The sequence below is a fragment of the Acidovorax sp. AC410 genome (assembly GCF_979253235.1).
In genome coordinates this window covers 2,864,565-2,889,825 of the sequence record NZ_CEEDCG010000001.1, presented here as the reverse complement: position 1 = coordinate 2,889,825, position 25,261 = coordinate 2,864,565, and the positions used below count along the sequence as shown (strand labels likewise).

Annotated in this window: 24 protein-coding genes and 1 riboswitch; of the genes, 14 read left to right on the top strand and 10 right to left on the bottom strand. The window is 68.3% G+C overall.

The window, feature by feature from the left end; genetic code table 11:
* Positions 1-453: 453 nt before the first annotated feature.
* Positions 454-1,503 carry a porin gene (locus AC0IZS_RS13455; RefSeq protein ID WP_471636073.1) on the bottom strand — a complete coding sequence of 350 codons (1,050 nt, stop codon included), beginning with the start codon at positions 1,501-1,503 and terminating at the stop codon, positions 454-456.
* 329 nt (positions 1,504-1,832) lie between these two features.
* Here AC0IZS_RS13455 and coq7 point away from each other — a divergent pair, with 329 nt between their 5' ends.
* Positions 1,833-2,450, top strand: a complete 618-nt coding sequence (gene coq7, locus AC0IZS_RS13450; protein ID WP_471636072.1) for a 2-polyprenyl-3-methyl-6-methoxy-1,4-benzoquinone monooxygenase — start codon at positions 1,833-1,835, stop codon at positions 2,448-2,450.
* Between the two features lie 107 nt (positions 2,451-2,557).
* On the opposite strand, the gene AC0IZS_RS13445 is transcribed toward coq7, so the two are convergent.
* Entirely contained in the window at positions 2,558-3,007 is a 450-nt protein-coding gene (locus AC0IZS_RS13445) for an OsmC family protein (RefSeq protein WP_471636071.1), read from the bottom strand.
* 355 nt (positions 3,008-3,362) lie between these two features.
* Between AC0IZS_RS13445 and ilvA the strand changes: the two genes are divergently transcribed.
* The 3 genes from ilvA to AC0IZS_RS13430 are packed head-to-tail and all read left to right on the top strand — an operon-like array spanning position 3,363 to position 6,334.
* Entirely contained in the window at positions 3,363-4,922 is a 1,560-nt protein-coding gene (gene ilvA, locus AC0IZS_RS13440; RefSeq protein ID WP_471636070.1) for a threonine ammonia-lyase, biosynthetic, read from the top strand.
* 28 nt (positions 4,923-4,950) lie between these two features.
* The gene (locus AC0IZS_RS13435) at positions 4,951-5,757 is read left to right on the top strand and encodes an adenosylcobinamide-GDP ribazoletransferase (RefSeq protein ID WP_471636069.1); all 807 of its coding nucleotides are present in this window, start codon (positions 4,951-4,953) and stop codon (positions 5,755-5,757) included.
* A gap of 10 nt (positions 5,758-5,767) precedes the next feature.
* A complete protein-coding gene (locus AC0IZS_RS13430) occupies positions 5,768-6,334 on the top strand; it encodes a histidine phosphatase family protein (protein ID WP_471636068.1) in 567 nt (188 codons plus the stop codon).
* Positions 6,335-6,439: 105 nt separating this feature from the next.
* On the opposite strand, the gene AC0IZS_RS13425 is transcribed toward AC0IZS_RS13430, so the two are convergent.
* Complete coding sequence (locus AC0IZS_RS13425; RefSeq protein WP_471636067.1) at positions 6,440-6,895, bottom strand: type II secretion system protein N; 456 nt, start codon at positions 6,893-6,895, stop codon at positions 6,440-6,442.
* Between the two features lie 89 nt (positions 6,896-6,984).
* Here AC0IZS_RS13425 and gspG point away from each other — a divergent pair, with 89 nt between their 5' ends.
* The 10 genes from gspG to AC0IZS_RS13375 all read left to right on the top strand — a co-directional run bounded on the left by gspG (position 6,985) and on the right by AC0IZS_RS13375 (position 16,962).
* The gene (gene gspG, locus AC0IZS_RS13420) at positions 6,985-7,413 is read left to right on the top strand and encodes a type II secretion system major pseudopilin GspG (protein ID WP_471639520.1); all 429 of its coding nucleotides are present in this window, start codon (positions 6,985-6,987) and stop codon (positions 7,411-7,413) included.
* Positions 7,414-7,659: 246 nt separating this feature from the next.
* Positions 7,660-8,058: a type II secretion system protein GspH gene (locus AC0IZS_RS13415; RefSeq protein ID WP_471636066.1), complete on the top strand. Its 399-nt coding sequence runs from the start codon at positions 7,660-7,662 to the stop codon at positions 8,056-8,058.
* An 11-nt stretch (positions 8,059-8,069) separates the two neighbouring features.
* A complete protein-coding gene (gene gspI, locus AC0IZS_RS13410) occupies positions 8,070-8,429 on the top strand; it encodes a type II secretion system minor pseudopilin GspI (protein WP_471636065.1) in 360 nt (119 codons plus the stop codon).
* A gap of 2 nt (positions 8,430-8,431) precedes the next feature.
* Complete coding sequence (locus AC0IZS_RS13405; protein ID WP_471636064.1) at positions 8,432-9,160, top strand: prepilin-type N-terminal cleavage/methylation domain-containing protein; 729 nt, start codon at positions 8,432-8,434, stop codon at positions 9,158-9,160.
* Positions 9,160-10,158: a type II secretion system minor pseudopilin GspK gene (gene gspK / locus AC0IZS_RS13400; RefSeq protein WP_471636063.1), complete on the top strand. Its 999-nt coding sequence runs from the start codon at positions 9,160-9,162 to the stop codon at positions 10,156-10,158. The genes AC0IZS_RS13405 and gspK overlap by 1 nt, the downstream gene beginning before the upstream one ends.
* Positions 10,159-10,208: 50 nt before the next feature.
* Complete coding sequence (gspL, locus tag AC0IZS_RS13395; protein WP_471636062.1) at positions 10,209-11,465, top strand: type II secretion system protein GspL; 1,257 nt, start codon at positions 10,209-10,211, stop codon at positions 11,463-11,465.
* Complete coding sequence (gene gspM / locus AC0IZS_RS13390) at positions 11,462-12,118, top strand: type II secretion system protein GspM (RefSeq protein WP_471636061.1); 657 nt, start codon at positions 11,462-11,464, stop codon at positions 12,116-12,118. Before gspL ends, gspM begins: the two co-directional genes overlap by 4 nt.
* Positions 12,119-12,183: 65 nt before the next feature.
* Positions 12,184-12,954 carry a type II secretion system protein N gene (gene gspN, locus AC0IZS_RS13385; RefSeq protein WP_471639519.1) on the top strand — a complete coding sequence of 257 codons (771 nt, stop codon included), beginning with the start codon at positions 12,184-12,186 and terminating at the stop codon, positions 12,952-12,954.
* 3 nt (positions 12,955-12,957) lie between these two features.
* Positions 12,958-15,570, top strand: a complete 2,613-nt coding sequence (gene gspD, locus AC0IZS_RS13380; protein WP_471636060.1) for a type II secretion system secretin GspD — start codon at positions 12,958-12,960, stop codon at positions 15,568-15,570.
* Positions 15,571-15,573: 3 nt separating this feature from the next.
* Entirely contained in the window at positions 15,574-16,962 is a 1,389-nt protein-coding gene (locus AC0IZS_RS13375; protein WP_471636059.1) for a GspE/PulE family protein, read from the top strand.
* Positions 16,963-17,073: 111 nt separating this feature from the next.
* Here AC0IZS_RS13375 and AC0IZS_RS13370 read toward each other — a convergent pair whose 3' ends face one another.
* The 7 genes from AC0IZS_RS13370 to AC0IZS_RS13340 form a co-directional block, all read right to left on the bottom strand.
* Positions 17,074-18,756: a methyl-accepting chemotaxis protein gene (locus AC0IZS_RS13370; RefSeq protein WP_471636058.1), complete on the bottom strand. Its 1,683-nt coding sequence runs from the start codon at positions 18,754-18,756 to the stop codon at positions 17,074-17,076.
* Between the two features lie 175 nt (positions 18,757-18,931).
* Positions 18,932-20,827 (bottom strand): phosphomethylpyrimidine synthase ThiC, encoded by a 1,896-nt coding sequence (thiC, locus tag AC0IZS_RS13365; RefSeq protein WP_471636057.1) that lies wholly within the window; start codon positions 20,825-20,827, stop codon positions 18,932-18,934.
* Positions 20,828-20,942: 115 nt separating this feature from the next.
* Positions 20,943-21,066, bottom strand: a riboswitch (TPP riboswitch).
* Positions 21,067-21,097: 31 nt separating this feature from the next.
* Complete coding sequence (locus AC0IZS_RS13360) at positions 21,098-21,271, bottom strand: hypothetical protein (RefSeq protein ID WP_305741838.1); 174 nt, start codon at positions 21,269-21,271, stop codon at positions 21,098-21,100.
* A 10-nt stretch (positions 21,272-21,281) separates the two neighbouring features.
* Positions 21,282-22,205, bottom strand: coding sequence for a UDP-3-O-acyl-N-acetylglucosamine deacetylase (gene lpxC / locus AC0IZS_RS13355; protein WP_057266235.1), 924 nt, complete (start codon positions 22,203-22,205; stop codon positions 21,282-21,284).
* 57 nt (positions 22,206-22,262) lie between these two features.
* Positions 22,263-22,997 (bottom strand): anti-sigma factor, encoded by a 735-nt coding sequence (locus AC0IZS_RS13350; RefSeq protein WP_471636056.1) that lies wholly within the window; start codon positions 22,995-22,997, stop codon positions 22,263-22,265.
* A complete protein-coding gene (locus AC0IZS_RS13345; RefSeq protein WP_471636055.1) occupies positions 22,994-23,587 on the bottom strand; it encodes a sigma-70 family RNA polymerase sigma factor in 594 nt (197 codons plus the stop codon). Before AC0IZS_RS13345 ends, AC0IZS_RS13350 begins: the two co-directional genes overlap by 4 nt.
* Positions 23,584-25,194 (bottom strand): DUF4384 domain-containing protein, encoded by a 1,611-nt coding sequence (locus tag AC0IZS_RS13340; protein WP_471636054.1) that lies wholly within the window; start codon positions 25,192-25,194, stop codon positions 23,584-23,586. Before AC0IZS_RS13340 ends, AC0IZS_RS13345 begins: the two co-directional genes overlap by 4 nt.
* Positions 25,195-25,261 lie beyond the last annotated feature (67 nt).

The following is a 25,261-nucleotide window of genomic DNA, read 5'->3' as shown; positions in this document are numbered from 1 at the left end:
AACGGGAAATCCCTGAATCCCGCCCCTTTGCGAGGGACTATCCACGCCCCGGTGAGGCCTGTTGACATGCAAGTAAAGTGCCAACACTGCGCGGGTCAAAACCGCCCACGGGTGATGAACCCCAGGCCAGACAGGGCCTGGATGGGCATTTGCACCTACAAACCCTCCTGGTCCGAAGCCTGGCCCTTCAACCCAGAGCCCGCATCCGCCTGTATTGCGGGAGTCCCCGCCCTATTGCACCAAACACACCACCAAAGGCTGCACTGCCACCCCAGCGACATAGCCCCATGGGTACCCACGACTGCACCTGAAAATACCCACCCCTTGCGGCACCATTTGCAAATCCACCGCGGGGCAGCACACAACAAATCTGCAATGGAAATAAAAAAGCCGCCCGAAGGCGGCTTTTTTGTATTCATCCATTGATGACTGGCATATAGCCAGCCGTCAATATCAGAAGCTGTGACGGATACCGAAGTCGTAACCGCTGGAATTGCGGCCAGCTGCAGTCACGGAACCGTTCAGAGCTTGAGCAGCGCCGTTCTTGTTCTTCACAGCGGCAGCCGTTGCGTACACAGCGGTGCGCTTCGACAGGTTGTGCACATAGCCCAGAGCGAACTTGTTGCTACGTGGGTCAGCTGCGTTGGCAACTTCGATTTCGTAGGTGGAGTAAGCAACGCGGATTTCGCCAGCGCCGACGGGGATCAGACCACCGATCAGCCAGCCGGTGCCTTCGTTGCCGTTCTTGACGTCGTCACGGTTGACGTGGGCCAGCAGCTTGCCGAAGCCGAAGTCGTATTGGCCACCCAGGTTCCAGGCCTTGATGTCGGCGTTCAGGAACTTGGTTTGCGAAGCGGCCAGAGCCACGTTCACAGGACCGTTGGCCCAGCCAGCGCGCAGAGCCAGACCGTTGCCGTCCTTCTTGTTGGCAACGTTGCTTGCGTTTTCGCCCAGGTAGTACTGCACTTGGCCGTAGAAACCGCCCAGGTTGCCTGGCAGGAAGTAGCCGATGGCGTTCGAAGCGCGGATGGTGGTTGGGCCACCCAGGCTGGAGTTCAGCGTTTGGGTCGTGCCAACGCCGTTCGTGCCGAACGGATCGAACACGGTCAGGTTCCAGAATTGTGGGGTGTAGTCACGGCCCAGACGCAGTTCACCGAAGCCGCCATTCAGGCTGACCGTCGAACGACGGTTGAACACCAGACCGCCTTGCGTAGGAGCCGTGGTTTGGTTGTTCAGGCTGGTCGAGCCGCCGGTACCGTTGTCGTTGTTCAGGCCAGCTTCCAGCCAGAACGAAGCAGACAGGCCACCGCCCAGGTCTTCAACGCCGCGGAAACCCAGACGGCTGCTGTTGTAGCCGGAGTTCGTCAGTTGCGAGCGGTTAGCAACGCTGCCGTTGCCGTAGGCGTAGGTTGCGTCAACCACGCCGAACAGCGTCACGGACGATTGAGCCATTGCAGCGCCGGAAGCAGCCAGCACAGCCAGGGCAATCAGGGATTTTTTCATTGCGAGTTACTCCAAGGTTAAACATAGGGCGCCGGTACGGGGGGTCTAGGAGTGCCTTGCACCTGCTCAGTCCCGCCGGTTCCCCGGGCCAACCTCCTGGTGGGGAAGTTGTTCTTATTGCACCAGAGGCCGCCCCGTTTCGCAAAGGAATTCACCCACAATCGACCCGAAAGGGAGATTTCGTTGCAGTGTTGCAACATTTCAGTGCGCCCCGGCAAAATCCACCACCGATGCACCAGCGAAGTGCCTTTCGATCGCTTTTTTGGCCCCGGCACACCTGTGTCAATTTGCAACACCTGTTTCCACATCCATCCCTACCCCAGCCTGCCATGGACGCCTTCTTGACTGCCGCCGACAACGCCTTGCGCACCCTTTTTGCCACACCGCGTGCCTCGGAACCCTCCCCAGCCACCGGTCATGCGGAGGGCGCCTTGACCCCAGCACAGCGGAAATTGGCGGGCTCCCTGATGCGCGTCAACCACGTGGGCGAAGTCTGTGCGCAGGCGCTGTACACCGCCCAGGCGGCCGTCACCCGCGACGACAGCCTGCGCGGCCACCTGCTGGAGGCCGCGCGCGAGGAGACCGACCACCTGGCCTGGACCCGGGAACGACTCGACGCCCTGGGCGCCCGCCCCAGCGTGCTCAATCCCTTGTGGTTTGCCGGGGCTTTCGCGCTGGGCCTCGTGGCGGCCAAGGTCAGTGACCGGGTGAGCCTGGGTTTCGTGGCGGAAACCGAGAACCAGGTGGCGGCCCATCTGCAGGGGCACCTGGCGCGCCTGCCGGCAGAGGACCTGGCCTCGCGCGCCGTGGTGGCGCGCATGAAGGACGACGAAGAGCGCCATGCGGCGCAAGCCCTGGCCGAAGGCGCCACGGTCTTGCCACCCCCCGTCCAGGCACTGATGCGTGCCGCCGCCAAGGTGATGACGAGCACCGCGCATCGCATTTAAGCCCCCCTTGAGTCGCCTTCGGCGCCCCCAGTGCGGCGGGACGGCCCTCGGCCCTTGTACGGGGCGCCGGCCTTGGCGCGCCCGTTTCATGGGTGGCGCCAGAAGGGTCAGGCTTCCACGATCTCGAAACCGGTGGTGATCTCGGCCATCTTGCCCAGCATGATGCTGGCCGAGCAGTATTTTTCGTGGCTCATGGCAATTGCGCGCTCCACGGCGGCGGGGGGAATGCCCTTGCCGGTCACGGTGAATTGCATGTGGATCTTGGTGAACACCTTGGGATCGACCTCGGCACGCTCGGAGGTGAGCTTGACACTGCAGCCACGCACATCGTGGCGCCCGCGCTTGAGGATCAGCACCACGTCGTAGGCCGTGCAGCCGCCCGTGCCGGCCAGGACCGTCTCCATGGGCCGGGGCGCCAGGTTCTGGCCGCCATTGGCCGGGTTGGCGCTGTCGGGCGCGCCGTCCATGGTCAGGACGTGGCCACTGCCTGTTTCCGCCACAAACCCCATTCCTGAGCGGGTACCGGCGCCGCCGGTCCAGCTGACTGTGCATTCCATCTGTTCTCTCCTCGGTGATTCATCAAAAAAACGTGGCTTTTTTCACAAAATGGATGGACCACTCCAAAAAAAGTCGGTGAATTTTGCTGCATCGCAGCATCCATTGCGCTAATATTGCGCCATGCGTTGCCCTTTTATCGAAAAGGGACAGGTTCTGGAAAGTTCTCCACCACCTCCAACGCGCCGATTGTCTCCTCCATCTCCTCAAAGGATGGATTCAGCCCCGGGCTTTGCGGCCTGGGGCTTTTTTTTGCCCGGACGGGGCACTCGGCACCGCCTGCATCCCGGGCGCAGGAAATCTATGATGTGTGCCCCGCTCACACCCGAGCCGGGAGCCTGGAGCCTGTCCCCTGCCATGACCCACGACCTGACCCCCGCCGATTACCTCAAGAAGATCCTCACCGCCCGCGTGTACGACGTGGCGATCGAGTCGGACCTGGAGCCCGCCCGCGACCTGAGCCGCCGCCTGAACAACCGCGTGCTGCTCAAGCGCGAGGACCAGCAGGCCGTGTTCAGCTTCAAGCTGCGGGGCGCTTACAACAAGATGGCGCACCTCACCCCCGGCCAGCTGCAGCGGGGCGTGATCTGCGCCTCGGCCGGCAACCACGCCCAGGGCGTGGCCATGAGCGCCAGCAAGCTCGGCGCCCGCGCGGTGATCGTGATGCCCACCACGACCCCCCAGGTCAAGGTGGATGCCGTGCGCACGTTGGGCGGCGAGGTGGTGCTGCATGGCGAGAGCTATTCCGATGCCTACCAGCACGCCGCCGAACTGCAGGCCAAGGAAGGCCTGACCTTCGTGCATCCCTTCGACGACCCGGACGTGATCGCCGGCCAGGGCACGATCGCCATGGAGATCCTGCGCCAGCTGCAGCGCCTGGGCAGCAACCGCCTGGACGCCGTGTTCGTGGCCATCGGCGGTGGCGGACTGGTGAGTGGCGTGGCCAACTACATCAAGGCCGTGCGCCCGGAGATCAAGGTCATCGGCGTGCAGATGAACGACTCGGACGCAATGATCCAGTCCGTGCGGGCGCACCAGCGCGTCACGCTGGCCGATGTGGGCCTGTTTTCCGACGGCACGGCCGTCAAGCTCGTGGGCGAGGAGACCTTCCGCATCGCCAGCGGCCTGGTGGACGAGTTCATCACCGTGGACACCGATGCCGTCTGCGCCGCGATCAAGGACGTGTTCGTGGACACGCGCAGCATCGTCGAGCCCTCGGGCGCGCTGGCCGTGGCCGCCATCAAGCAGTATGTCGAAACGCACCAGACCGAGGGCGAGACCTATGCCGCCATCCTGTGCGGCGCCAACATGAACTTCGACCGCCTGCGCTTCGTCGCCGAGCGTGCCGAAGTGGGCGAGGAGCGCGAGGCCCTGCTGGCCGTGACCATCCCCGAGGAGCGCGGCAGCTTCCGGCGCTTTTGCGAGGTGGTGGGCGCGCTGCCCGGTGGCCCGCGCAACGTGACCGAGTTCAACTACCGCATCAGCGACGCCGCCGAGGCGCATGTGTTCGTGGGCCTCACGACCCAGGGCAAGGGCGAGTCGCAAAAGCTCGCGCAGATCTTCACCGGGCACGGCTTCGGGGCGCTGGACCTCACGCACGACGAGATGGCCAAGGAGCATCTGCGCCACCTGGTGGGTGGCCACTCCGCGCTGGCCCAGGACGAGCGCCTGTTGCGCTTCGTGTTCCCCGAGCGGCCGGGCGCGCTGCTCAAGTTCCTGAGCCTGATGCAGCCCACCTGGAACATCAGCCTGTTCCACTACCGCAACCAGGGCGCGGACTATGGCCGCATCCTGGTGGGCATGCAGGTACCGCCCGAAGACTCGGCCACATTCGACGCATTCCTCTCCACCCTGGGCTACCCCCATGTGGAAGAAACGCTGAACCCGGCCTACCGCCTGTTCCTGCGCGCCAAATAGGCCCGGCGGGCCCGCACAGCGCCACTCCATGCAAGCCCTGCGCCACTACCTGCTGGCCGTCCAGTTCTTCACCCGCATCCCGGTCACCGGGCGGCTGGCCGGCTGGGTGGGCTTCAGCCCCGCCATGCTGCGCGCCAGCGCTGCCCACCTGCCGGGCGTGGGCTGGCTCGCGGCGGCCGTGGCGGCAGGGGTGTATGCGGCGCTGTACCTGGCCCTAGCGCCCAACCCGCTGGGCCCGGCCGTGGCAGCCGTGTTCTGCACCGTGGCCACGGTGCTGCTCACCGGGGGCTTCCATGAGGATGGCCTGGCCGACGTGGCCGATGGCCTGGGCGGCAGTTACGACCGCGAACGGGCGCTGGACATCATGAAGGACTCGCGCGTCGGCGCCTTCGGCGCCATGGCGCTGGTGCTGGCCCTGCTGGCCAAGGTGAGCCTGCTGGCACTGCTCGGCGTGCATGGCCTGGCCACGGCGCTGGCGGCCCTGGTGGGCGGGCATGTGCTGTCGCGCCTGTGGCCGCTGTTCATCGTGCGCCGCCTGCCGCACGTGGGCGATACTGCGCGCTCCAAGAGCAAGCCGCTGGCCGACCAGATCACCGGCGCGGCGCTGGCGGTGGCCATGGCCTGGTGCGTGGCCCCGCTGGCGCTGGCTTGGCTCTGGAGCACCACTGCCATCAGCCTCGCTGCCTTCACGCTGAGCGCGCTGGGCGCGGCCTGGATGGCACGCTGGTTCGCTCGGCGCCTGCAGGGCTTCACCGGGGACTGCCTGGGCGCCACGCAGCAGATCGGCGAGATCGGCTTCTACCTGGGTGCCGCACTGGCCCTGGGGCAGGGCTGAGGACCCCACCGTGCAGCTCTGGCTGGTGCGGCATGCGCCGCCCGTGGTCGCCGCGAGCACCTGCTACGGCATGCTGGACATGCCCGCCGCGAGCGCCCCCACCCTCGCCTGCGCACAGCGCCTGGGCCAAGCCCTGCCGGGCCCCGCACTGGTCTGGCATTCGCCCCTGCAAAGGTGCGTGCAGCTTGCCCAGGCCGTGCAGTCCACCCGCCCCGACTGGCAGCCCCTGCCCGACGCCCGGCTGCGCGAGATGGATTTCGGCGCCTGGGAGGGCCGTGCCTGGAGCAGCCTTGCCAAGGCCGACATCGATGCCTGGACCGCCGACTTCGCCCACCACCGCCCGGGTGGCGGCGAGCCACTGGCGCACATGCTGGAGCGCGTGGCCCAGGCCCTGCAGGACACGCGGGCCGCGGCGCGGTCGGCCGGCCTGGCCCACGCTGTGTGGCTCACCCACGCGGGCGTGGCCCGCTGTGTGGACTGGCTGCTGCGCCATGCAGACGAGGCCCCACCCCAGGCGGACCAATGGCCGATGCATGCCCCGGCATGGGGTGAGTGGGATACGGTGGACCTGGGGTGACGCGCAGCAACTCCCGGGTGGCAAAATACCAACGGCCAGCGCAGTAAGGAGAAGCAAGCCGTGCAAGCGCCGGATTCCGCACCAGCGCCTGCCGTCCCTGAAAGCTCAGTTCTTGCGCGGCATGTCCAGCGTGAGCATGGCCGGGCCGCCCACATCGGCGCCCAGTTGGGCCTGGCGTGGGCTCAGCGCCTGCAGGACCAGGCCGGAATCCACCACGGTCCCCACGCGAAACGGCTTGGCGGGCTTGCCGTCCACCGCGATCAGCGCCGCACCGCCGCCACTGTGGCGCCCGGACAGCACACCAATCAAGGCAAACCGGCTGGCCAGCGAGGCCACCGGCGCAGCCACCGCCACCACCGCGCCGGCGGGCAGGGCCCCGAGGACGCGCGCGACCGCCTGGGCATCGGGCATCGCCGCCATGGACGCCGCCGCCGGGACGGTTTGCGCGACTGGCCGGTTCGACAGGCGCAGGCCCCAATAGACCACGCTGGCGCCCGCGGCAGCCCACAGCGCCAGAGTCCCCAGGCGCACGCCCCATTTGCTGTATGAATTGGTCACCATGCGGGGATTATGATTCACCCGATACGACCCTAGCGAGACCGCCTGCAGTGAACACCCTCTCTTTCATCCAGTCCTCATCCTCCCCTGCCCTGCCCCGAGCACGCCGCAGCCTGGCCCGGGGCTTCACCCTGATCGAGCTGATGGTGGTGGTGGTCATCATCGGCGTGCTGGCCGCGCTGATCGTGCCTAACGTGCTCGACCGCGCCGACGACGCGCGCAGCACCGCTGCCAAGACGGACATCACCAACATCATGCAGGCGCTCAAGCTGTACCGGCTGGACAACCAGCGCTACCCGACGCCCGAGCAGGGTCTGCAGGCGCTGGTCGCCAAGCCCACGGCGGGGCCCATCCCCGGCAACTGGAAGCTGTACCTCGAAAAGCTCAACAACGACCCCTGGGGCCGCCCTTACCAGTACCTGAACCCCGGCATCAAGGGCGAAATCGACGTGATGTCCTTTGGTGCCGATGGGCAGTCGGGCGGCGAAGGCAAGGATGCCGATATCGGCAGCTGGCAGTGACCGTCGCCCCCACGCTCCCGCACTGCGTGTCGTCGCTGCCCCCCGAGGGGGCCGGGCCTTGCTTGGGGCGGCCCGGCGCTGCGGCCGCCCGCCCTGAGGGGGCACCGTGATCGGTTCAGCCACGCCCCATGGCGACCGTGGGTCGCATCGGGCCAAGCCCATGGCGAAACCGTGACCGTCCCGATTTCTCCATGTGTACGATCCGTGCCACATAAACCAATGACACGCCATGCACGTGGATTCACCATGCTGGAGTTGCTGGTGGTCATCAGCATCATGGCGCTGGCGACGGCGGGTATTTCGCTGGCGCTGCGCGACAACGGGCAGACGCAGCTGGAGCGCGAGGCGGCGCGGCTGGCGGCTCTGCTCGAATCGGGGCGGGCGCAGTCGCGGGCCAGCGGCGTGCCGGTGCGCTGGCGTGGCGGTCCGCAAGGTTTCAATTTCGAGGGGCTGCCGCCCGACGCCCTGCCGCACCAGTGGCTGGCGACCGGCACCCTGGTGCGCGGCAATGCCATTTTGCTGCTCGGACCCGAGCCGGTGATCGGTGCGCAGCAGGTGCTGCTCACGCACCAGGACCATCCCGACCAAGTCCTGCTCGTGGTGACGGACGGGCTGCGCCCGTTCAGCGTGGAGTCTCCGAAATGATCCGCGCTCCCATGAACGCACACCAGCAGGGCTTCACGCTGGTGGAGGTGCTGGTGGCCCTGAGCATCGTGGCGATTGCGCTGATGGCCGGACTGCAGTCCACCAATGCCCTCACGCGCAATGCGCTGCGCCAGTCTGACATCGTGCTGGCCCAGCTGTGCGCCGAGAACGAACTGGTGCGCGTGCGCCTCTCGCGCCAGATGCCCAGCATCGGCGACAGCACCCAGGCCTGCGAACAGGCAGGCCAGCGCTTCGATGTGCGCCTGATCGTGCGGCCCACGCCCAACCCGAGCTTTCGGCGGGTGGATGCACAGGTGCTCGACGGCGAGAACTCGGTGCTCCGCATCTCCACCATCCTGGGGCGCTACTGAAAATGCCCTCCCTGCTTTCTCAGACCCGGCGCCGTGCAGTGCCACCGTGCCGCGGGCGCAACACGCCACCGGCTGCATTGCGCGGTTTCACGCTGATCGAACTGCTGGTGGCCATTGCGCTGATGTCCATCCTGGCCATCATGAGCTGGCGCGGTATCGACGGCATGGTGCGCGCGCAGGAGCAGACACGCCAGCGCGCCGACGATATGCTGGTGATCCAGTCGGCCCTGGGGCAGTGGGCCGCCGACCTTGATGCCATCCTGCCGCTGGCCAGCACGACCCCGATGGACTGGGACGGGCAGGTGCTGCGTATCACGCGCCGTACCACGGCCGTGCCCGACGAAGGCGCGCTGGTGGTGGCCTGGACACGGCGCGAAGCGCCCGGCGTGGAGGGCGGCGGCCAGTGGGTGCGCTGGCAATCCCCGCCCGTGCGCAACCGCACCGAATGGCAGCAGGCCTGGCAACAGGCCGAGCAATGGGCGCGCACGCCCGAAGCGCAGGCCCGGCGCTACGAGATCAGCCTGGTGCCCATCACCAGCTGGCAGCTGTTCTATTTCCGCGGCGGCGCCTGGTCCAACCCGCTGTCGAGCGCCGGTCAGACCGCAGGCACGCCGGCGGCCACCCTGCCCGATGGCGTGCGACTGCAGATCACCTTGTCACCGGGCCAGGCACTGAGCGGCCCCATCGTGCGCGACTGGGTCAACCCGACGCTGGGCGGGGGCCGCACCTGATGCGCTGCACTCCCAACGCCCGGCAGCGCAAAGCGTGGTCTCAGCGCGGGGCGGCGCTGCTCGCGGCCATGCTCACCGTCACGCTCGTTGCCACCTTCGCCGCCGCATCCCTATGGCAGCAGTGGCGTGCCATCGAGGTCGAGACCGCCGAGCGCGCCCGCGTGCAGGCGGCCTGGATCCTGATCGGGGCGCTGGACTGGTCGCGCCTGATCCTGCGCGAAGACGGCCGCGCCGGCGGCGCCGACCACCTGGCCGAACCCTGGGCCGTGCCACTGCAGGAAGCCAGATTGTCCAGCTTCCTCGCGGCCGAGCGCGGCGTGGCCCAGGTGGACGACGCCAGCACCGACACCACCGATGCCTTTCTCTCGGGCCAGATCACCGACCTGCAATCGCGCCTGAACATCACCAGCCTGGCCGAAGGCGGGCAGGTGCAGGCCGGGGCCCTGAAACAGTTCACCCGGCTGTTCGAGCGGCTGGGGCTGCCGTCGCAGGAGCTGGCGTTGCTGGTGGAGAACCTGCGCAAGGCCCAGGCCCGCACCGGGACCGAAGGCAGCGCCCCCCTCATGCCGCAGACGGTGTCGCAGCTGGGCTGGCTGGGGCTGTCGCCGCCGACCATCGCGGCGCTGCTGCCGCATGTCACCATCCTGCCGGTGCGCACCCCCGTCAACCTCAACACGGCCGGCATCGACGTGGTCTGGGCCGCCATCGACGGGCTGGACATGGCCGGTGCCCAGAAGCTGGTGCAGGCCCGCGAATCGAAACATTTCCGCTCCATGGCCGAAGTGGTCGAGGTGCTGGGCAAAGTCCCTTTCGAGACCAATGACCTGGCCATCGCCTCGGCCTACTTCGAGGTGCGGGGCCGGCTGCGCATGGACAACACCACCGTGGACGAGCGTTCCCTGGTACGCAAGCTGGGCCTGGAAGTGACGACGCTGTGGCGGGAACGCGGCGCCTTCGACCGGGATACTGCCGCCCCGGCGCAACAGAGCTTGCGCTGAATGCGCGCAGCACAGGAGCCACCGCCTAAAATGACCCGCACTACCCGCCCATGAGCACGCTGATACTCTCCCTGCCGCCCACCCCTCCGGGGCTATCGACCCAGTACGGCTATACGCTGACGGCGGACGGGCATACCGCCCAGCGCCATGCGCTAGCCGAGGCGGCCCTGTTGCCCGAGACCGCACGCCCCGGCGAAGTCGTGGCCGTGGTGCCGGTACAGGCACTCTCCTGGCAGAAGGTGCAATTGCCGCCCGGCCTGCCCCTGGGGGCCAGCCAGCAGACACCGCGCCTGCGCTCGGTGCTCGAAGGCTTGCTCGAAGACCGCCTGCTCGACGACCCGGCCCAACTGCACTTTGCGCTGCAGCCGGGCGCCCAGGCCGGCGTGCCGGCCTGGGTGGCCGTGTGCGACCGGGCCTGGCTGCGCGCCCACCTGCAGGCCCTGGAGGCCGCTGGCCGGCGCGTGTCCCGGGTGGTGCCCGAGTTCGCGCCCGGCCCCACGGCCAGTGGCGGCCCCGAGGTGTCGGCCGTTGGCACGGCAGACGACCCCCAACTGATCCTGTGCGGCCTGGGTGCCGACCAGGGCATTTCGGTGCTGCCCCTGACACCGGCCACGCTGGCACTGGCAGGCCTGGGCAGCGCCGCCGGGGGCGATGCACCACCCACCCCCTTGCGCGCCGACCCGGCCGTGGCGGAACTCGCCGAGCATGCCCTGGGCCACCCCGTGAGCCTGCACACGGCCAGCGCCCGCGCCCTGGATGCCGCCCGCAGCGACTGGGACCTGGCGCAGTTCGAACTCTCCAGCAACAGCCGCTCGCGTGCCCTGCGCAAGGCCGGCGGCGCCCTGAGCGCCTTGCTGTATGCCCCCCAGTGGCGTGCAGCACGCTGGGCGCTGGGGGTGCTCGTGCTGGCGCACCTGGCAGGTCTGAACGTCTGGGCCTGGCAGGAGCGGCAGGCACTGGCCGCCAAACAGGCCAGCGTGCGCAGCACCTTCACCCAGGCATTCCCGCAGGTACAGGCCGTGATCGCGCCGCTGGAGCAGATGGAGCGCGAGATGGCGCTGCTGCGACAGGCGTCGGGCAGCTTCTCGCTGCGCGACCTGGAACCCATGATGGCCGCGGCCGGCAGTGCGCTGCCCGATGGCCGCATCCCTTCCGGCCTGGAATTCACCACCGGCGAGCTTCGCCTGCGCGGCCTGCCGCTCGCCCCCCAAGAGGAACCCGTGATCACCACCCGACTGCGGGCTGCCGGCTACACCGGCCGCCTGGACGATGGCAGCCTGGTGCTGCGTGCGGAGACCGCCCCATGAGCCAGCTCGCTCCCTTGAAAGCGCAGTGGCGGGGCATGGCCCCGCGCGAACAGAATTTCGTGCTGGGCGCGGGCGCACTCGTGGGCCTGGCCCTGGTGTGGTGGGTGGCCATTTCCCCGGCCCTGCAAACCCTGCGCACCGCCCCCAAGCGCCATGCCGAACTGGACACGCAGCTGCAGCGCATGCGCAGCCTGCAGGCCGAGGCCCAGCAGTTGCAGGCCATGCCCCGCAGCAGCACGGGCGATGCCACCGGCGCCCTGCGCAGCGGCCTGACGGAGCGCATGGGTACAGCCGCCCAGCTCAATGTGGTGGGTGACCGCGCCACCGTGACGCTCAAGGCCGCCCCCGCCGATGCGCTCGCGCAGTGGCTGGCCCTGGCACGCAGCAATGCCCGGGCCGTTCCCATCGAGGCGCGCCTGACCCGTACAGCCACCCCGATCACCCCTGCGGCGACAGGCAACGCCCGCCCGGGCCCGCAAGGCCCCGCTGTGGCGCCGGCCTTGCCCGCACCTTCGGGCCCGCTGGTGCCCCCGATCCCCGGGGCCATGCCGGCCATGGCTGCCGCCCCCACGCCAGGCAGCGCGCCAGCAGGCCCTGCCCTTGGTACCCCGCGTTGGGACGGCACCTTGGTGCTGGCCCTGCCTGCGCGGTGAGCCCCACGAAACGCCCCGTGTCGCCCGCCCGCAGCCCACGCCATTCCTCGCGCGCCACTGGCGCCATGCCACGCTCGCCCTGGGGCTGGGCCGTGGGCGGCGCATTGGCCGGGCTGCTGCCGGCACTGGTGGTCTTTGCCCCCGCGCAATGGCTGGCCCAGGGCCTGGCCCGGGCCACGGGCGGTCAATTGCTGCTGTCGGAAGCGCGTGGCACGGTCTGGAACGGATCGGCCCAACTGGTGCTGACCGGCGGCACCGCCAGCCAGGACCGCACGGCCCTGCCCGGGCGCCTGCAATGGACGCTGCGCCCCACCTTCACCGGCGTACATGCCCAGGTGCAGGCCCCCTGCTGCACCGTGCAGCCGCTGCAGGCCCGGCTGGCGCTGGGCATATCGCAGCTGCGCGTGGTGGTGGGCGACAGCCAGAGCCGCTGGCCCGCCGCGCTGCTCTCGGGCCTGGGTACGCCCTGGAACACGCTGCAGCCGCAAGGCCAGCTGGTGCTGCAGACGCAAGGGCTGCAGGCCGCCTGGCAGGCCGGCCGCATGGTGCTGGACGGCAAGGTCCAGCTCGATGCGCTGGACATGTCATCGCGCCTGTCCACCCTGCGCCCCATGGGCAGCTATCGCCTGGCCATGCAGGGCGGCGAAGTGCCGATTCTGACCTTGAGCACCCTGGGCGGCCACCTGCAATTGAGCGGCACCGGCCAATGGGTGGGCCAGCGCCTGCGCTTTGCGGGCGAGGCCAGTGCGGCGCCCGACCGCGAAGCGGCGCTCACCAATCTTCTGAACATCATCGGACGGCGCAACGGCGCGCGCTCCCTCATCAACGTGGGTTGACCTATGACGACTTCCGCCTCCTCCCTTTCGCCGCATCTGCAATTCGCTGTCAGCTCGGTCACCCTGGCCGCCATGCTGCTCACCAGCAGCCCGCTGGCCCTGGCGCAGACGGCTGTCGGCACGGGCACCAGCAGCGTGCGCGGCAACGAACCCGTCACGCTGAACTTCGCCAACGCCGAGATCGAGGCCGTGGCCCGCACCATGGCCACCATCACCGGGCGCAACGTGGTGGTCGATCCGCGCGTGAAGGGCCAACTCACGCTGATCACCGAGCGCGCCGTACCGCCCTCGGCCGCGTTCCAGCAGTTCCTGGCGGCGCTGCGCCTGCAGGGCTTCACGGTGGTCGAATCGGCAGGCCTGTACAAGGTAGTGCCCGAGGCCGACGCCAAGCTGCAGGGCGGCAGTGTGGGCGTGAGCGAATCGGGCTCGGCGCGCGGCACGCCCGGCGGCGGGCAGATCGTGACGCAGATCTTCAAGCTCAACTACGAGAACGCGGGCAACCTGGTGCCGGTGCTGCGCCCGCTGATCAGCCCCAACAACACCATCAACGTGAACCCCGGCAACAACTCGCTGGTGATCACCGACTACGCCGACAACCTGCAGCGCCTGGGCCGCATCATCGCGGCGATGGACGTCTCCAACGCCAGCGACGTGGAGATCATCCCGCTGCGCAACGCCCTGGCGGTTGACCTCGCACCGCTGGTGGCGCGGCTCATCGATGGCGGCAGCGGCGCCGCACCCGCCGCCGCCCAGGGCCAGGCGGACACCTCGTTCAAGACCACGCTGCTGGCCGAGCCGCGCAGCAATTCGCTGATCCTGCGTGCGGCCAACCCTGCGCGGGTGGCCATGGTGCGTGCGCTGGTGGACAAGCTCGACCAGCCGCCGGTGCCCGGCAGCAGCGCCTCCATGGGCAACATCCATGTGGTCTACCTCAAGAACGCCGATGCCACCAAGCTCGCCACCACCCTGCGCGCGGCCATGGCCAGCATGGGTGGCAACTCCACCGGGGGCGCCAGCGCCAGCACGCCGGCGATTTCCGGCGGTGGTGCATCGTCCAGCTCACTCTCGGGCGGCGGCAGCAACAGCGGTGGCCTGAGCGGCGGCTCCAACAGCAGCAGCAACAGCAGCCTCGGCGGGCTGGGCAGCAGCTCCGGCATGGGTGCCGGCTCGGGCATGGGCAGCGCCAACAGCAATCAGCCCTCCACCGGCGGCCAGATCCAGGCCGACCCGACCACCAATTCGCTGATCATCACGGCGCCCGAACCGCTGTTCCGCCAGCTGCGCACCGTGATCGACAAGCTCGATGGCCGCCGCGCCCAGGTGCTGGTGGAAAGCCTGATCGTGGAAGTCTCTGCCACCAAGCTGGCGGAGTTCGGCATCCAGTGGCAGGGCGTACTGGGCAAGCAGGGCGATGGCACCGTCGGCGTCATCGGCACCAACTCCACACAAGGTGGCGGCGTCAACATCCTGAACGCTGCCGCCAACCTGGCAGCCGGCAACTACACCGGGCTCCTCCCCTCGGGCAACGGCGGAGGCCTGAGCAACGGGCTGAACCTCGCACTGGCGCCGCGCATCAACGGCCAGTACTACCTGGGCGCCCTGGCCAACTTCCTGCAGAACAGCGGCGACGCCAACGTGCTGTCCACCCCCAACCTGATGACGCTGGACAACGAAGAGGCCCGCATCGTGATCGGCAACAACGTGCCCTTCCCGACCGGCTCGTATGCCAACACCGGCGGCAGCAACACGGTGAACCCCTTCACCACGGTGGAGCGCAAGGACGTGGGCCTGATGCTCAAGGTGCGCCCGCAGATCAGCGAGAACGGCACCGTGAAGATGTCGATCTACCAGGAAGTCTCCAAGATCGACGGCAACACACTGAGTGCCGTGAACGGACCGACGACCAGCAAGCGCTCCATCGAATCGAACGTAGTGGTGGACGACGGAAGCATCATCGTGCTGGGCGGCTTGTTGGAAGACAGCTACTCGCAGGGCGAGGACAAGGTGCCGGTGATGGGCGACCTGCCCGTGGTGGGTGGCCTGTTCCGCAGCGAGAAGCGCTCGCGCAACAAAACCAACCTGATGGTGTTCCTGCGCCCCGTCGTGGTGCGTGACGCGGCCACCAGCGAAGCCCTGATGGTGGACCGGTACGATGCGATCCGTGGCCTGCAGCAGGTGACGCAACCCGCGTCGAGCCTGCCACTGCGCTCGGTATCGGGCGCCCCCGTGTTGCCGGAACTGCCCCAGCGTGGCACCCCTGCACCGCGTGTGCAACCCGCCGCCCCCATGCAGGACCTGGTGACGCCTGTTCAGCCAGCGCCCCGGTTGACGCCTTCGGGCGTGCCCATCAGTGAAGCCCCGGCGCCCGCTGCGGCCACCGCACCGACCTACTACGTGCGTGCCGGCGTGTTTGGCGACGATGCCGCCTCGCAGGCATCACTGTCAAAGCTGCGCAATTCGGCACTGCCTATCTCCGAGCAGATCGTCGACACCAGCCAGGGCCCCCGCACCAGTGTGCGCGTAGGCCCGTACCACAACCCGGCTTCGGCCGATTCCGCTGCGGCGATGGTGCGCGAGCTCGCGCCCGCTGCCACGGTGACCCGCCAGACGCTCTGACCCATGCGCCACCCCCTGCCCTACGCGTTTGCCCGTACCTCGCAGCTGCTGCTGGAGGACGATGGTCAGCAGCTCGTGCTGTGGCACGGCCCTGCACCCGATGTGACCGCGCTGTCGGAAGTGATGCGCAAGCACAAGGTCCGCCACCTGCAGTCGCTGGAAGCTCCGGCCCTGGCCCAGCGCATCAGTGCCGCCTATGCCCAGGGCGAATCGAGCGCCGCCACCGTGGTGAGCGAGGTCGAGTCCGACGCCGATCTGTCGCGCATGATGCAGGACCTGCCGGCGGTGGAAGATTTGCTGGAGACGGCCGACGACGCGCCCATCATCCGCATGCTCAACGCCCTGCTCACGCAGGCGGCGCGCGACGGCGCGAGCGACATCCACATCGAGCCCTACGAGCGGCATTCGAGCGTGCGCTTTCGGGTGGACGGCTCGCTGCGCGAGGTGGTGCAGCCCAACCGCGCCCTGCATGCCGCCCTGATCTCGCGCCTGAAGATCATGGCCGACCTCGATATCTCGGAAAAGCGCCTGCCGCAGGACGGGCGCATCAGCCTGCGCCTGGGCACGCGCGCCATCGACGTGCGCGTCTCCACCCTGCCCAGCGCCCATGGCGAGCGCGCCGTGCTGCGCCTTTTGGACAAGAGCGAGAGCAAGCTCAGCCTGGAGGCCGTGGGCATGCAGGGCGACACGCTGCGCCGCTTCGAGGGCCTGATCGCCCAACCCCACGGCATCATCCTCGTGACCGGGCCCACGGGTTCGGGCAAGACCACCACGCTGTATGCGGGCCTGGGGCGCCTGGACGCTTCGCGCAACAACATCATGACGGTGGAAGACCCCATCGAGTACGAACTGCCCGGCGTGGGCCAGACCCAGGTCAACAGCAAGATCGAGCTGACCTTCGCCAAGGCCCTGCGCGCCATCCTGCGCCAGGACCCGGACATCATCATGATCGGCGAAATCCGCGACTTCGAGACCGCGCAGATCGCCATCCAGGCCTCGCTCACCGGCCACCTGGTGCTGGCCACGCTGCACACCAATGATGCGGCCAGCGCCGTCACGCGCCTGACCGACATGGGCGTGGAGCCCTTCCTGCTGTCATCCTCGCTGCTGGGCGTGCTGGCCCAGCGCCTGGTGCGCAAGTACTGCAGCCACTGCCAGGGTGCCGGCTGCGAGCATTGCAGCCAGACCGGCTACACCGGCCGCACCGGCCTGTTCGAGCTGCTGGTGACCAACGATGCCATCCGCGCGCAGATCCACAACCAGGCCTCCGAGGCAGATATCCGCACGGCGGCACTGGCCGGCGGCATGGCGCTGATGCGCGAAGACGGCGAGCGCCTGATCGCGGCCGGGATCACCAGCCGCGAAGAAGTGCTGCGCGTTACACGGGACTAATAGCCCTTCGCACCGCAAGCGCCACGCGCCCCCCAAAAAAGCCCCCGTCATCTACCGGTGACGGGGGCTTTTTGCTGGGCGCAACCGGGGGCTCTACCAGCCGGCAGACCGTCAGCGGATCTGCAATGCCTGCTTGGGCGCGCGCACCGAAACGGCAGGCCGCTGGGCCGGCGCAGGGATGCCTTGGCGTGGGGTCGGCATGCTGCCGCCGGCACCCGGGCTGGCGGCCCTGGCTCCTGGCTGCAGCTTGAACTGGCTCACGGCCTGGGTCAGCTGCAAAGCCTGCTCACGCAGGGATTCGGAGGCCGCGGTCGACTGCTCGACCAGCGCGGCATTCTGCTGGGTCATGTTGTCCAGCTGGCTCACCGACTGGCTGATGTGGCCCACGTTGTCGCGCTGCTCGGCCGACGAGGCCGTGATCTCGCTGATGATGTCCGAGACGCGGCGCACGCTGCCCACGATCTCGTTCATGGTGGCGCCGGCCTGGCTCACCAGGCGCGAGCCGTCTTCGACACGCTCCACCGAGGAACCGATCAGGCCCTTGATCTCCTTGGCGGCCGCTGCCGAGCGCTGGGCCAGGCTGCGCACCTCGCTGGCCACCACGGCAAAGCCCCGGCCTTGCTCGCCGGCCCGGGCGGCTTCCACGGCGGCATTGAGCGCCAGGATGTTGGTCTGGAAGGCGATGCCGTCGATGACACCGGTGATGTCGGCGATCTTGCGCGAGCTGGTGGTGATCTGGTCCATGGTGGTCACCACCTGCGAGACCACCACACCGCCGCGCCCGGCCACCTCGGCGGCCGACGAAGCGAAGTCGCTGGCCTGGCGTGACGATTGGGCGCTCTGGCCGATGGTGCTGGTGAGCAGCTCCATCGACGAAGCGGCCTCTTCGAGGTTGGCCGCGGTCTGCTCGGTGCGGTGGCTCAGATCATGGTTGCCCGAAGCGATCTCGGTGCTGGCCGTGGAGATGTTGCTGGCCGCCTCCTGCACCTGCTGCACCAGACCACGCAGAGCATCCTGCATGCGCGCCATGGAGGCCACGAGTTGGCCCACCTCGTCCTGCGAAGTGACCTGCACGTCCTGCGACAGGTCACCGCCGGCGATGCGCTCGGCCAGGGCGCTGGCTTGCGAGATCGAGCGGGTGATGGAGCGCACGCTGAAGAAGGTCAGCGGGATGAGCACGGCCAGGGCCAGCACCAGCACGATGCCGATCAGCCCGGACATGGTGGTGGTCAGCGTGTTCACGCCTTCGCGCGCCTCGTCCATCTTGGTGCGTGCAGTCACGGAGAGATCGGACAACAGCTTGTCCGTGGCCTCCATGTGCTTCTTGAGGCGGTCAGCATAGGCGCCGCCCACAGCGCCATCGATCTGGGCGCGCTCGATCTGTTCGAACACGGGCGAGATGCCGGCCTCGTACTCCTTGACCTCGGCCACCGACTTGTCGATGGCCTCGACGAAAGCCGCATCGCCCGACTGCACCTGGCGCACGTCGGCCATGCCCTTGTTCAGCGCCGTGAGCGATTTCTTCCAGCCCTCGCGCAGGGCCGCGACCTCGACGGAGTTGTTGAAGCTGATGATGATGTCTTTCTCGAGGCGGCGCAGGTCCCCCAGGGTGGTGCGCAACTCGGCCACGTCGGTCAGGGTCTGCACCCGCTGGGAGAACAGCTGGTCCAGGGTGCTTCGGGTGCGCTCCAGGGCCAGGTAGCCCATGGCACCGATGACGACGAGCAGAACCAGAGAAAAGATCGTGCCGAAATAGAGACGTGCGCGGATGGAAAGACGGCTGAGCAGGTTCATCGCTCTTCCTTACATTTATTGACAACTACAGCATAGCAAATTCGGTGCCACAGGACTTGCTGTACCTATGGTGCGGGTGTGGGCGCGACTGTATGCGCCCATGCAGACTCCGCCCCAGAGGGTATGTACCTCCCCACTGCGCCCAACAGCCAAACTGCGAGGGCAGTAGCCGCGCTTATTTCAGCGGGTGGATGGGCACATACAACTCGCCACCGCCGCGCTGGAATTCCACGGCCTTGGCCTCCATGCCACTGGAAAGCGCTTCGCTCTCTGCCAGGCCCTTCTGCGCCGCGAATTCGCGCACTTCCTGCGTGATCTTCATCGAGCAGAACTTGGGCCCGCACATGGAGCAGAAATGCGCCACCTTGGCGCTGTCCTTGGGCAGGGTTTCGTCGTGGTATTCCTTGGCGGTCTCGGGGTCCAGGCCCAGGTTGAACTGGTCCTGCCAGCGGAAATCGAAGCGCGCCTGGCTCAGCGCATCGTCGCGCGCGCGAGATCCCGGGTGCCCCTTGGCCACGTCGGCCGCATGCGCGGCAATCTTGTAGGCGATGATGCCCTGCTTGACGTCGTCACGGTCGGGCAGGCCCAGGTGCTCCTTGGGCGTCACGTAGCACAGCATGGCGGTGCCCATCCAGCCGATCATCGCGGCACCGATGGCCGAGGCGATGTGGTCGTAGCCGGGCGCGATGTCGATGGTCAGCGGGCCGAGGGTGTAGAACGGCGCCTCGTGGCAGGTTTGGAGCTGCTCGGTCATGTTGGCCTGGATCATGTGCATGGGCACGTGGCCGGGGCCCTCGATCATGGTCTGCACATCGTGCTTCCAGGCCACCTGGGTGAGCTCGCCCAGCGTGTGCAGTTCGGCGAACTGGGCTTCGTCATTGGCGTCCGAGGCGCAGCCGGGGCGCAGGCCGTCGCCCAGGCTGAAGGACACGTCGTAGGCCTTCATGATGTCGCAGATGTCCTCGAAATGCTCGTACAGAAAACTCTCGCGGTGGTGTGCCATGCACCACTTGGCCATGATGGAGCCGCCGCGCGAGACGATGCCCGTGCGCCGCGCCGCCGTGAGGTGGATGTAGGCCAGGCGCACGCCAGCGTGGATGGTGAAGTAGTCCACGCCCTGCTCGGCCTGCTCGATCAAGGTGTCGCGAAAGATCGCCCAGGTCAGGTCCTCGGCCACGCCGCCGACCTTCTCGAGCGCCTGGTAGATGGGCACGGTGCCGATGGGCACCGGGCTGTTGCGCACGATCCAGTCGCGCGTGGTGTGGATGTTCTTGCCGGTGGACAGGTCCATCACGTTGTCGGCGCCCCAGCGGATGGCCCAGACCAGCTTTTCGACCTCTTCCTCGATGCTGGAGGTGACGGCCGAGTTGCCGATGTTGGCGTTGATCTTCACGAGGAAATTGCGCCCGATGGCCATGGGCTCCACCTCGGGGTGGTTGATGTTGGCCGGGATGATGGCGCGCCCGCGCGCCACCTCGTCGCGCACGAACTCGGGCGTGATGACCCGCGGAATGCTCGCACCCATGGGGTTGCCCGCCAGGCGGCGCTCGCGGCCGGCGTCGGCCTGGTACTGCGCCATCCACTCGCGCTTGCCGTTCTCGCGGATGGCCACGTACTCCATCTCGGGGGTGACGATGCCCTTTCTGGCGTAGTGCATCTGCGTCACGTTGGCACCGCTGCGCGCGCGCAGGGGCTTTCGCTGCAGGGCGGCCGCTTCGGCGCGCAACTGGGTCAGGCGCACTGCGTCCTCGCTCTTGCTGCCATCGTCGAGAGCCAGCGGGGCGCGGCCCTCGTAGTGCTCCACGTCGCCCCGGCCTGCGATCCAGCCGCCGCGCACGCTGGCCAGGCCGCGGCGCACGTCGATCACGGCGTCGGGGTCGGTGTAGGGGCCGGAGGTGTCGTAGACACTGACCTGTTCGCCGTTGGTCAGCGCGATATCGCGCACGGGCACGCGCAGTTCGGCATGCAGGTGGCCAGGCAGGTAGGCCTTGCGCGAGGCCGGGAAAGGCTCGCGCGTGGCGGCCAGCAGGTCGGCGAATTCTTCGCGGGCGAGGGGATCGGGTGCATTCATGGGGCGGGTCTCCAGTTCCGGTGGCAAAGGGAATTGCTCCGGAATGGACCTGCGCCCCGCACACGCGCCAGGGCGCATGTACAGCACACCCTGCGGGCCAGCAGGGGCGCGCACGGGCATGGAGGTCGGCTCTTCTTCCGCCGGTATGAACCGGATCAAGTTCGTCGGGTTCGCAGGCAGCCTGATTGTTGGTCAGACCCCTTGCATCTCAGCGCTTTCGCACACCCCGGAGCAGGTGCCAGTATATCGGTACCGGTCTGCAGTGGCGTTTCAGATGCGCCCGATGATCGCCACGGCGAAGAAAAACACAGCGGCGATGACAGTCCACTTGAGCACCACCAGCCCCCAGCGCTTGTAGTGGGCCTGGCCCGTGCCCGCGTAGAACGCGAACGACACAGCCGCTGCCAGCAGCAGCGCCATGACGGCCCAGCGAAAAAGCAGCATGGGGATGCGCCTACCAGGCGCGCGCAGGCTGCGCAAAGCCGCGCGGTGCCTGGCGCTCATCCTCGAAGGTGACTTCCTCCCAGGCATCGGGCTGGGACAGCAGCTCGCGCAGCAGCAGGTTGTTCATCGCATGGCCCGAGCGGAAGGCGCTGTAGGCCGCCAGCAAAGGCTTGCCGATGATGTACAGGTCGCCCATGGCGTCGAGGATCTTGTGCTTGACGAACTCGTCATCGTAGCGCAGCCCGTCGCTGTTGAGCACCTTGTAGTCGTCCATCACGATGGCGTTGTCCAGCCCGCCGCCCAGGGCCAGGCCGTTGGAGCGCATCATCTCCACGTCACGCGTGAAACCGAAGGTGCGCGCCCGCGCGATGTCGCGGCTGTAGTTGCCCTCACCCAGGTCGAACTCGACGCGCTGGCCGGTGGAGTCCACCGCAGGGTGGTCGAAATCGATCTCGAAGCTCAGCTTGTAGCCATGGTAGGGCACGAGGCGCGCCCACTTGGCCTGGGCACCGCTGCCCTCGCGCACCTCCACCGGGCGCTTCACACGGATGAAGCGCTTGGGGGCTTTCTGCAGCTCGATCCCCGCGCTTTGCAAGAGGAACACGAAGGACGACGACGAGCCGTCGAGGATGGGCACCTCTTCGGCCGTGATGTCCACATACAGGTTGTCGAGCCCCAGCCCGGCGCACGCCGACATGAGGTGCTCCACGGTATGCACCTTGGCGCTGCCGACCCCGATGGTGGAGGCCAGGCGCGTGTCCGTCACGGCATCGGCACGGATCGGGATGTCCACCGGCTGGGGCAGATCGACCCGGCGGAACACGATGCCGGTGTCGGGCTGCGCAGGCCGCAGGGTCAGCTCGACCCTCTGGCCACTGTGCAGCCCCACGCCGACGGCGCGGGTCAAGGTCTTGAGGGTGCGTTGCTGGAGCATCCCCCGATTGTAAAAGGGTGGGCCCGTCCCTGCTTGCCGCAAGACCATGGCAAGGCCTTACGGTACCCGCCACAGTTTCCCGCAAAGGCCCCGGTACACATAGGCGCTGGAGGGCGTTGCGGGGCTGCTGCCCTCTCGCTCCACGCTCACCGCCAGCTCCACCGCCTTGGCAAACACGGTTTCAGATGGGGCACCCAGTTGCAGGTGCACGAACGCCCCTTGCGGCAGCGGCGCCACGGGGCTTGCCTTGCCCGCTGCATCCAGCGACCACAGGTACAGCACCTGGCCGGCAGGCACGGGCACGGCCGCCACGCGCTTGATGTCTACCGTGCGGCCCTGCCGCAGGCTGGAGACGATGAGCCCTGGGCGCCCGTCGGACAGGCCCAGCACCCCCACATAGCTTTCGGGCAGTTGGGTGGAGGCCGGTGCATCCGGCCCGCCGTGCTGCGCCTGCCAGAGCGACGGCAGCAGCACCCCCACCATCAGGCCCAGCGCCAAGGCGCCCGCCGGGGCTGGCTGCAGCAACCTTTTCCACCACGGCACCCGCGCCCCAGGGGCAGGAAACCCCAGGCGTTGCTCGATGGCGCGCCAGGTAGCGGGTGCCGGCGCCTGGGGTGGCAGGGCCAGCAGCGAGGGCGCCATGCGCTCGTTCCAGCGCGCCACGGCTTCGGCCAGATCGGGCCGCCGCACGAGCAGCTTCTCGAAGCGGCGGCGGGCGCCCCCCTGCAGCGTGCCCAGGGCGTACTCGCCTGCCAGCAGGTCCACGAGCCGGGGGTTCTGGTGCCATGTCATGCGCAGGACTCCATGCAGTCGCGCAGGCGCGCCAGGCTGCGGCGCATCCAGGCCTTGACCGTGCCCAGGGGGCGGGCCAGGCGCTGGGCCAGCTCGGCATGGGTGAGCCCTTCGTAGTAGACCAGCAGCAGCGCGCTGCGCGGCTCGCTGTCGATCTGGCCCATGCAGCGGCCCAGGCGCGAGCCATCCTCCTCGGCCAGCAGCAGCTCCAGCGGCGAGCCGCCTTCGGCTGCGGCATCGTGTACCTGTTCCTCGCCATCGGCATCGCGCCAGTGCAGCGGCGTTTCGGGGCGGCGCTTGCGCAATGCGTCGATGGCCCGGTTGCGCGTGACCACGCACAGCCACGACAGGCTCAGCGCCTGCCCGGGTGCACCGGTCTGCGGCCGGTTCCACAGGTGCACGAAGACCTCCTGCAGCACGTCTTCGGCCAGGGCCCGATCCTGCACCACGCGCACGGCCACCGCCAGCAGGCGGCTGGCCACCAGCTGGTACAGGCGCTGGAAGGCCGATGTGTCGCGCAGCACCACGCGCGACAGCAGCTGCGCCACGGCGTCGGGCAGCTCATCGGCGGGCAATGCAACAGCAGTCATCGTGGCACCGCGAAGAGCTGCACGGGCATGCCCGAAGCCTGTGCGAAACCGGCACGGATCTCGTCGAACGTGCCGACGCGGATGTCCTCGAAATCACCCCAGCGCAGCGGCGGCGGCAGGTCGCCATAGACCTCGCTGGGCGCATGCAGGCAGGCGTATTCGGCTGCGGGGTTGAGCACGAAGCGCTCGTTGCCCGGCAGGCGCTGCGGCTTGCCCGGCACCATGCGCGGGTCGCGCGTGAAGCGGTTGGGAAAGATGCGCTGGATGCGCCGCGTCACCGGGTCCTGCGAGTAGCAGTACACATAGCCTGGGCGCAGCACCGCAATGTCCAGGCTGGCGCTGCCGCGCTGCGGTGCCCCCAGCGCCACGGCAAGGGCCGCAACCTCGGGCGCCGCAACGGGTGCAGGCGGTGGCGGGGCAACCGCTGCGCTGGCATCGCCGGGCGTGGGCACAGCGGCGGGCACGGCGGCCAATGCGGCGCCCGACGCGCGCGTGGAGGCATTGCGCGGCAGCGCCTTCAGCGGGCCGCGTGGCACCTTGGCAAGCACGAAGGAGCGAAAGAACCCCTCGTCCAACGCGCCCTGGGCGGGCAGGCCGAGCGCCTGGCGGTAGCTGCGCAGTGCCGCGTCGAAGGCGGCGTCGGCCTGGTCGTCGATGGCGCCGTCGTAGTAGCGCCGCTCGCGCATGCGCTCCTTGTAGAAGGCGATGCGTTCGGCCTCGTCCATGGACAGGAACCAGTCGGCCAGTTCGCGCTGCACCTCGGCATCGCTGTCGGTGGTGCCCAGGCACTGCCAGTAGGGCGCGCGCAGCAGCTTGCCCACCAGTTCCACGGCGGCCAGTTCGACCATGTTGCGCGCCGCCTGCGAAGGGCCATCGGCGCGCGAGGTCGAGAACGAGAACACCACGCCGATGCCGGGGTTGACCAGTTGCGCCTGGCCATCGGCCGCGCTGGCGTCGCGGCTGGCCAGCACGGTGGTGTTCTTGGACGACACGCCGGGCAGCAGCGTCATGCTCGCGGTCTCCACCACGGCGGCGTCCAGGCCCAGCACCGAGAACTTGGTCTCGCTGCCCAAGCGCACGCCGAACACCGATTGGGCGAGCGTGGCGCCAAAGGAGCTGCCGTTCTTGAGCACCGATTCGTCGAGCTGGCTCACCGTGCCGCGGATGTTGTAGGCCGGCACCACACCGAAGGCGCTGGTGCGCTGCGCCTGTGCCAGCACCTGGGCCAGGTTCTGCTGGTCGCTGCCGAAGACCGACAGGCGCACGCCGCGCGAGCGCCGCGTCATGTCCGACACGGCCGAGGTCAGCATGTCGCGCGCCGAGATGGGCACCTTCTGCGTGGCGTCGCGAAACTCCTCCATCATCATGGTCACGTCGCGCGTGCCCATGTCGAACATCATCTCGTCCATGCAGCGCAGCGCGGGCGTGAAGTTGGTGATGGTGCGCTGCGCCTTGTCCGTGGGGTTGGCCTGGGCGCGCACCTCGTTGAGGGCGGCACGGTCGGGTGCACCGGCACAGCCGGCCAGAGCCGCCGCCAGGGCCAGCACGGCGGCCGCAACGGCCGCGCGGCGTGCACGGCTGTGCACGGGGGAGTGGTTGAAGGTCATGGCAATCTCGGCAAAGGGGATGGACGTGCACAGGCCAGCCCGCGGTGCGCACCCAAGCCGGTGCGTA

Excerpts from the sequence above, each read along its gene's own strand:
- AC0IZS_RS13455 (WP_471636073.1), bottom strand. The coding sequence starts at position 1,503 with ATGAAAAAATCCCTGATTGCCCTGGCTGTGCTGGCTGCTTCCGGCGCT.
- coq7 (WP_471636072.1), top strand. The coding sequence starts at position 1,833 with ATGGACGCCTTCTTGACTGCCGCCGACAACGCCTTGCGCACCCTTTTT.
- AC0IZS_RS13445 (WP_471636071.1), bottom strand. The coding sequence starts at position 3,007 with ATGGAATGCACAGTCAGCTGGACCGGCGGCGCCGGTACCCGCTCAGGA.
- ilvA (WP_471636070.1), top strand. The coding sequence starts at position 3,363 with ATGACCCACGACCTGACCCCCGCCGATTACCTCAAGAAGATCCTCACC.
- AC0IZS_RS13435 (WP_471636069.1), top strand. The coding sequence starts at position 4,951 with ATGCAAGCCCTGCGCCACTACCTGCTGGCCGTCCAGTTCTTCACCCGC.
- AC0IZS_RS13425 (WP_471636067.1), bottom strand. The coding sequence starts at position 6,895 with ATGGTGACCAATTCATACAGCAAATGGGGCGTGCGCCTGGGGACTCTG.
- AC0IZS_RS13415 (WP_471636066.1), top strand. The coding sequence starts at position 7,660 with ATGCTGGAGTTGCTGGTGGTCATCAGCATCATGGCGCTGGCGACGGCG.
- gspI (WP_471636065.1), top strand. The coding sequence starts at position 8,070 with ATGAACGCACACCAGCAGGGCTTCACGCTGGTGGAGGTGCTGGTGGCC.
- AC0IZS_RS13405 (WP_471636064.1), top strand. The coding sequence starts at position 8,432 with ATGCCCTCCCTGCTTTCTCAGACCCGGCGCCGTGCAGTGCCACCGTGC.
- gspK (WP_471636063.1), top strand. The coding sequence starts at position 9,160 with ATGCGCTGCACTCCCAACGCCCGGCAGCGCAAAGCGTGGTCTCAGCGC.
- gspL (WP_471636062.1), top strand. The coding sequence starts at position 10,209 with ATGAGCACGCTGATACTCTCCCTGCCGCCCACCCCTCCGGGGCTATCG.
- gspM (WP_471636061.1), top strand. The coding sequence starts at position 11,462 with ATGAGCCAGCTCGCTCCCTTGAAAGCGCAGTGGCGGGGCATGGCCCCG.
- gspN (WP_471639519.1), top strand. The coding sequence starts at position 12,184 with ATGCCACGCTCGCCCTGGGGCTGGGCCGTGGGCGGCGCATTGGCCGGG.
- gspD (WP_471636060.1), top strand. The coding sequence starts at position 12,958 with ATGACGACTTCCGCCTCCTCCCTTTCGCCGCATCTGCAATTCGCTGTC.
- AC0IZS_RS13375 (WP_471636059.1), top strand. The coding sequence starts at position 15,574 with ATGCGCCACCCCCTGCCCTACGCGTTTGCCCGTACCTCGCAGCTGCTG.
- AC0IZS_RS13370 (WP_471636058.1), bottom strand. The coding sequence starts at position 18,756 with ATGAACCTGCTCAGCCGTCTTTCCATCCGCGCACGTCTCTATTTCGGC.
- thiC (WP_471636057.1), bottom strand. The coding sequence starts at position 20,827 with ATGAATGCACCCGATCCCCTCGCCCGCGAAGAATTCGCCGACCTGCTG.
- AC0IZS_RS13360 (WP_305741838.1), bottom strand. The coding sequence starts at position 21,271 with ATGCTGCTTTTTCGCTGGGCCGTCATGGCGCTGCTGCTGGCAGCGGCT.
- lpxC (WP_057266235.1), bottom strand. The coding sequence starts at position 22,205 with ATGCTCCAGCAACGCACCCTCAAGACCTTGACCCGCGCCGTCGGCGTG.
- AC0IZS_RS13350 (WP_471636056.1), bottom strand. The coding sequence starts at position 22,997 with ATGACATGGCACCAGAACCCCCGGCTCGTGGACCTGCTGGCAGGCGAG.
- AC0IZS_RS13345 (WP_471636055.1), bottom strand. The coding sequence starts at position 23,587 with ATGACTGCTGTTGCATTGCCCGCCGATGAGCTGCCCGACGCCGTGGCG.
- AC0IZS_RS13340 (WP_471636054.1), bottom strand. The coding sequence starts at position 25,194 with ATGACCTTCAACCACTCCCCCGTGCACAGCCGTGCACGCCGCGCGGCC.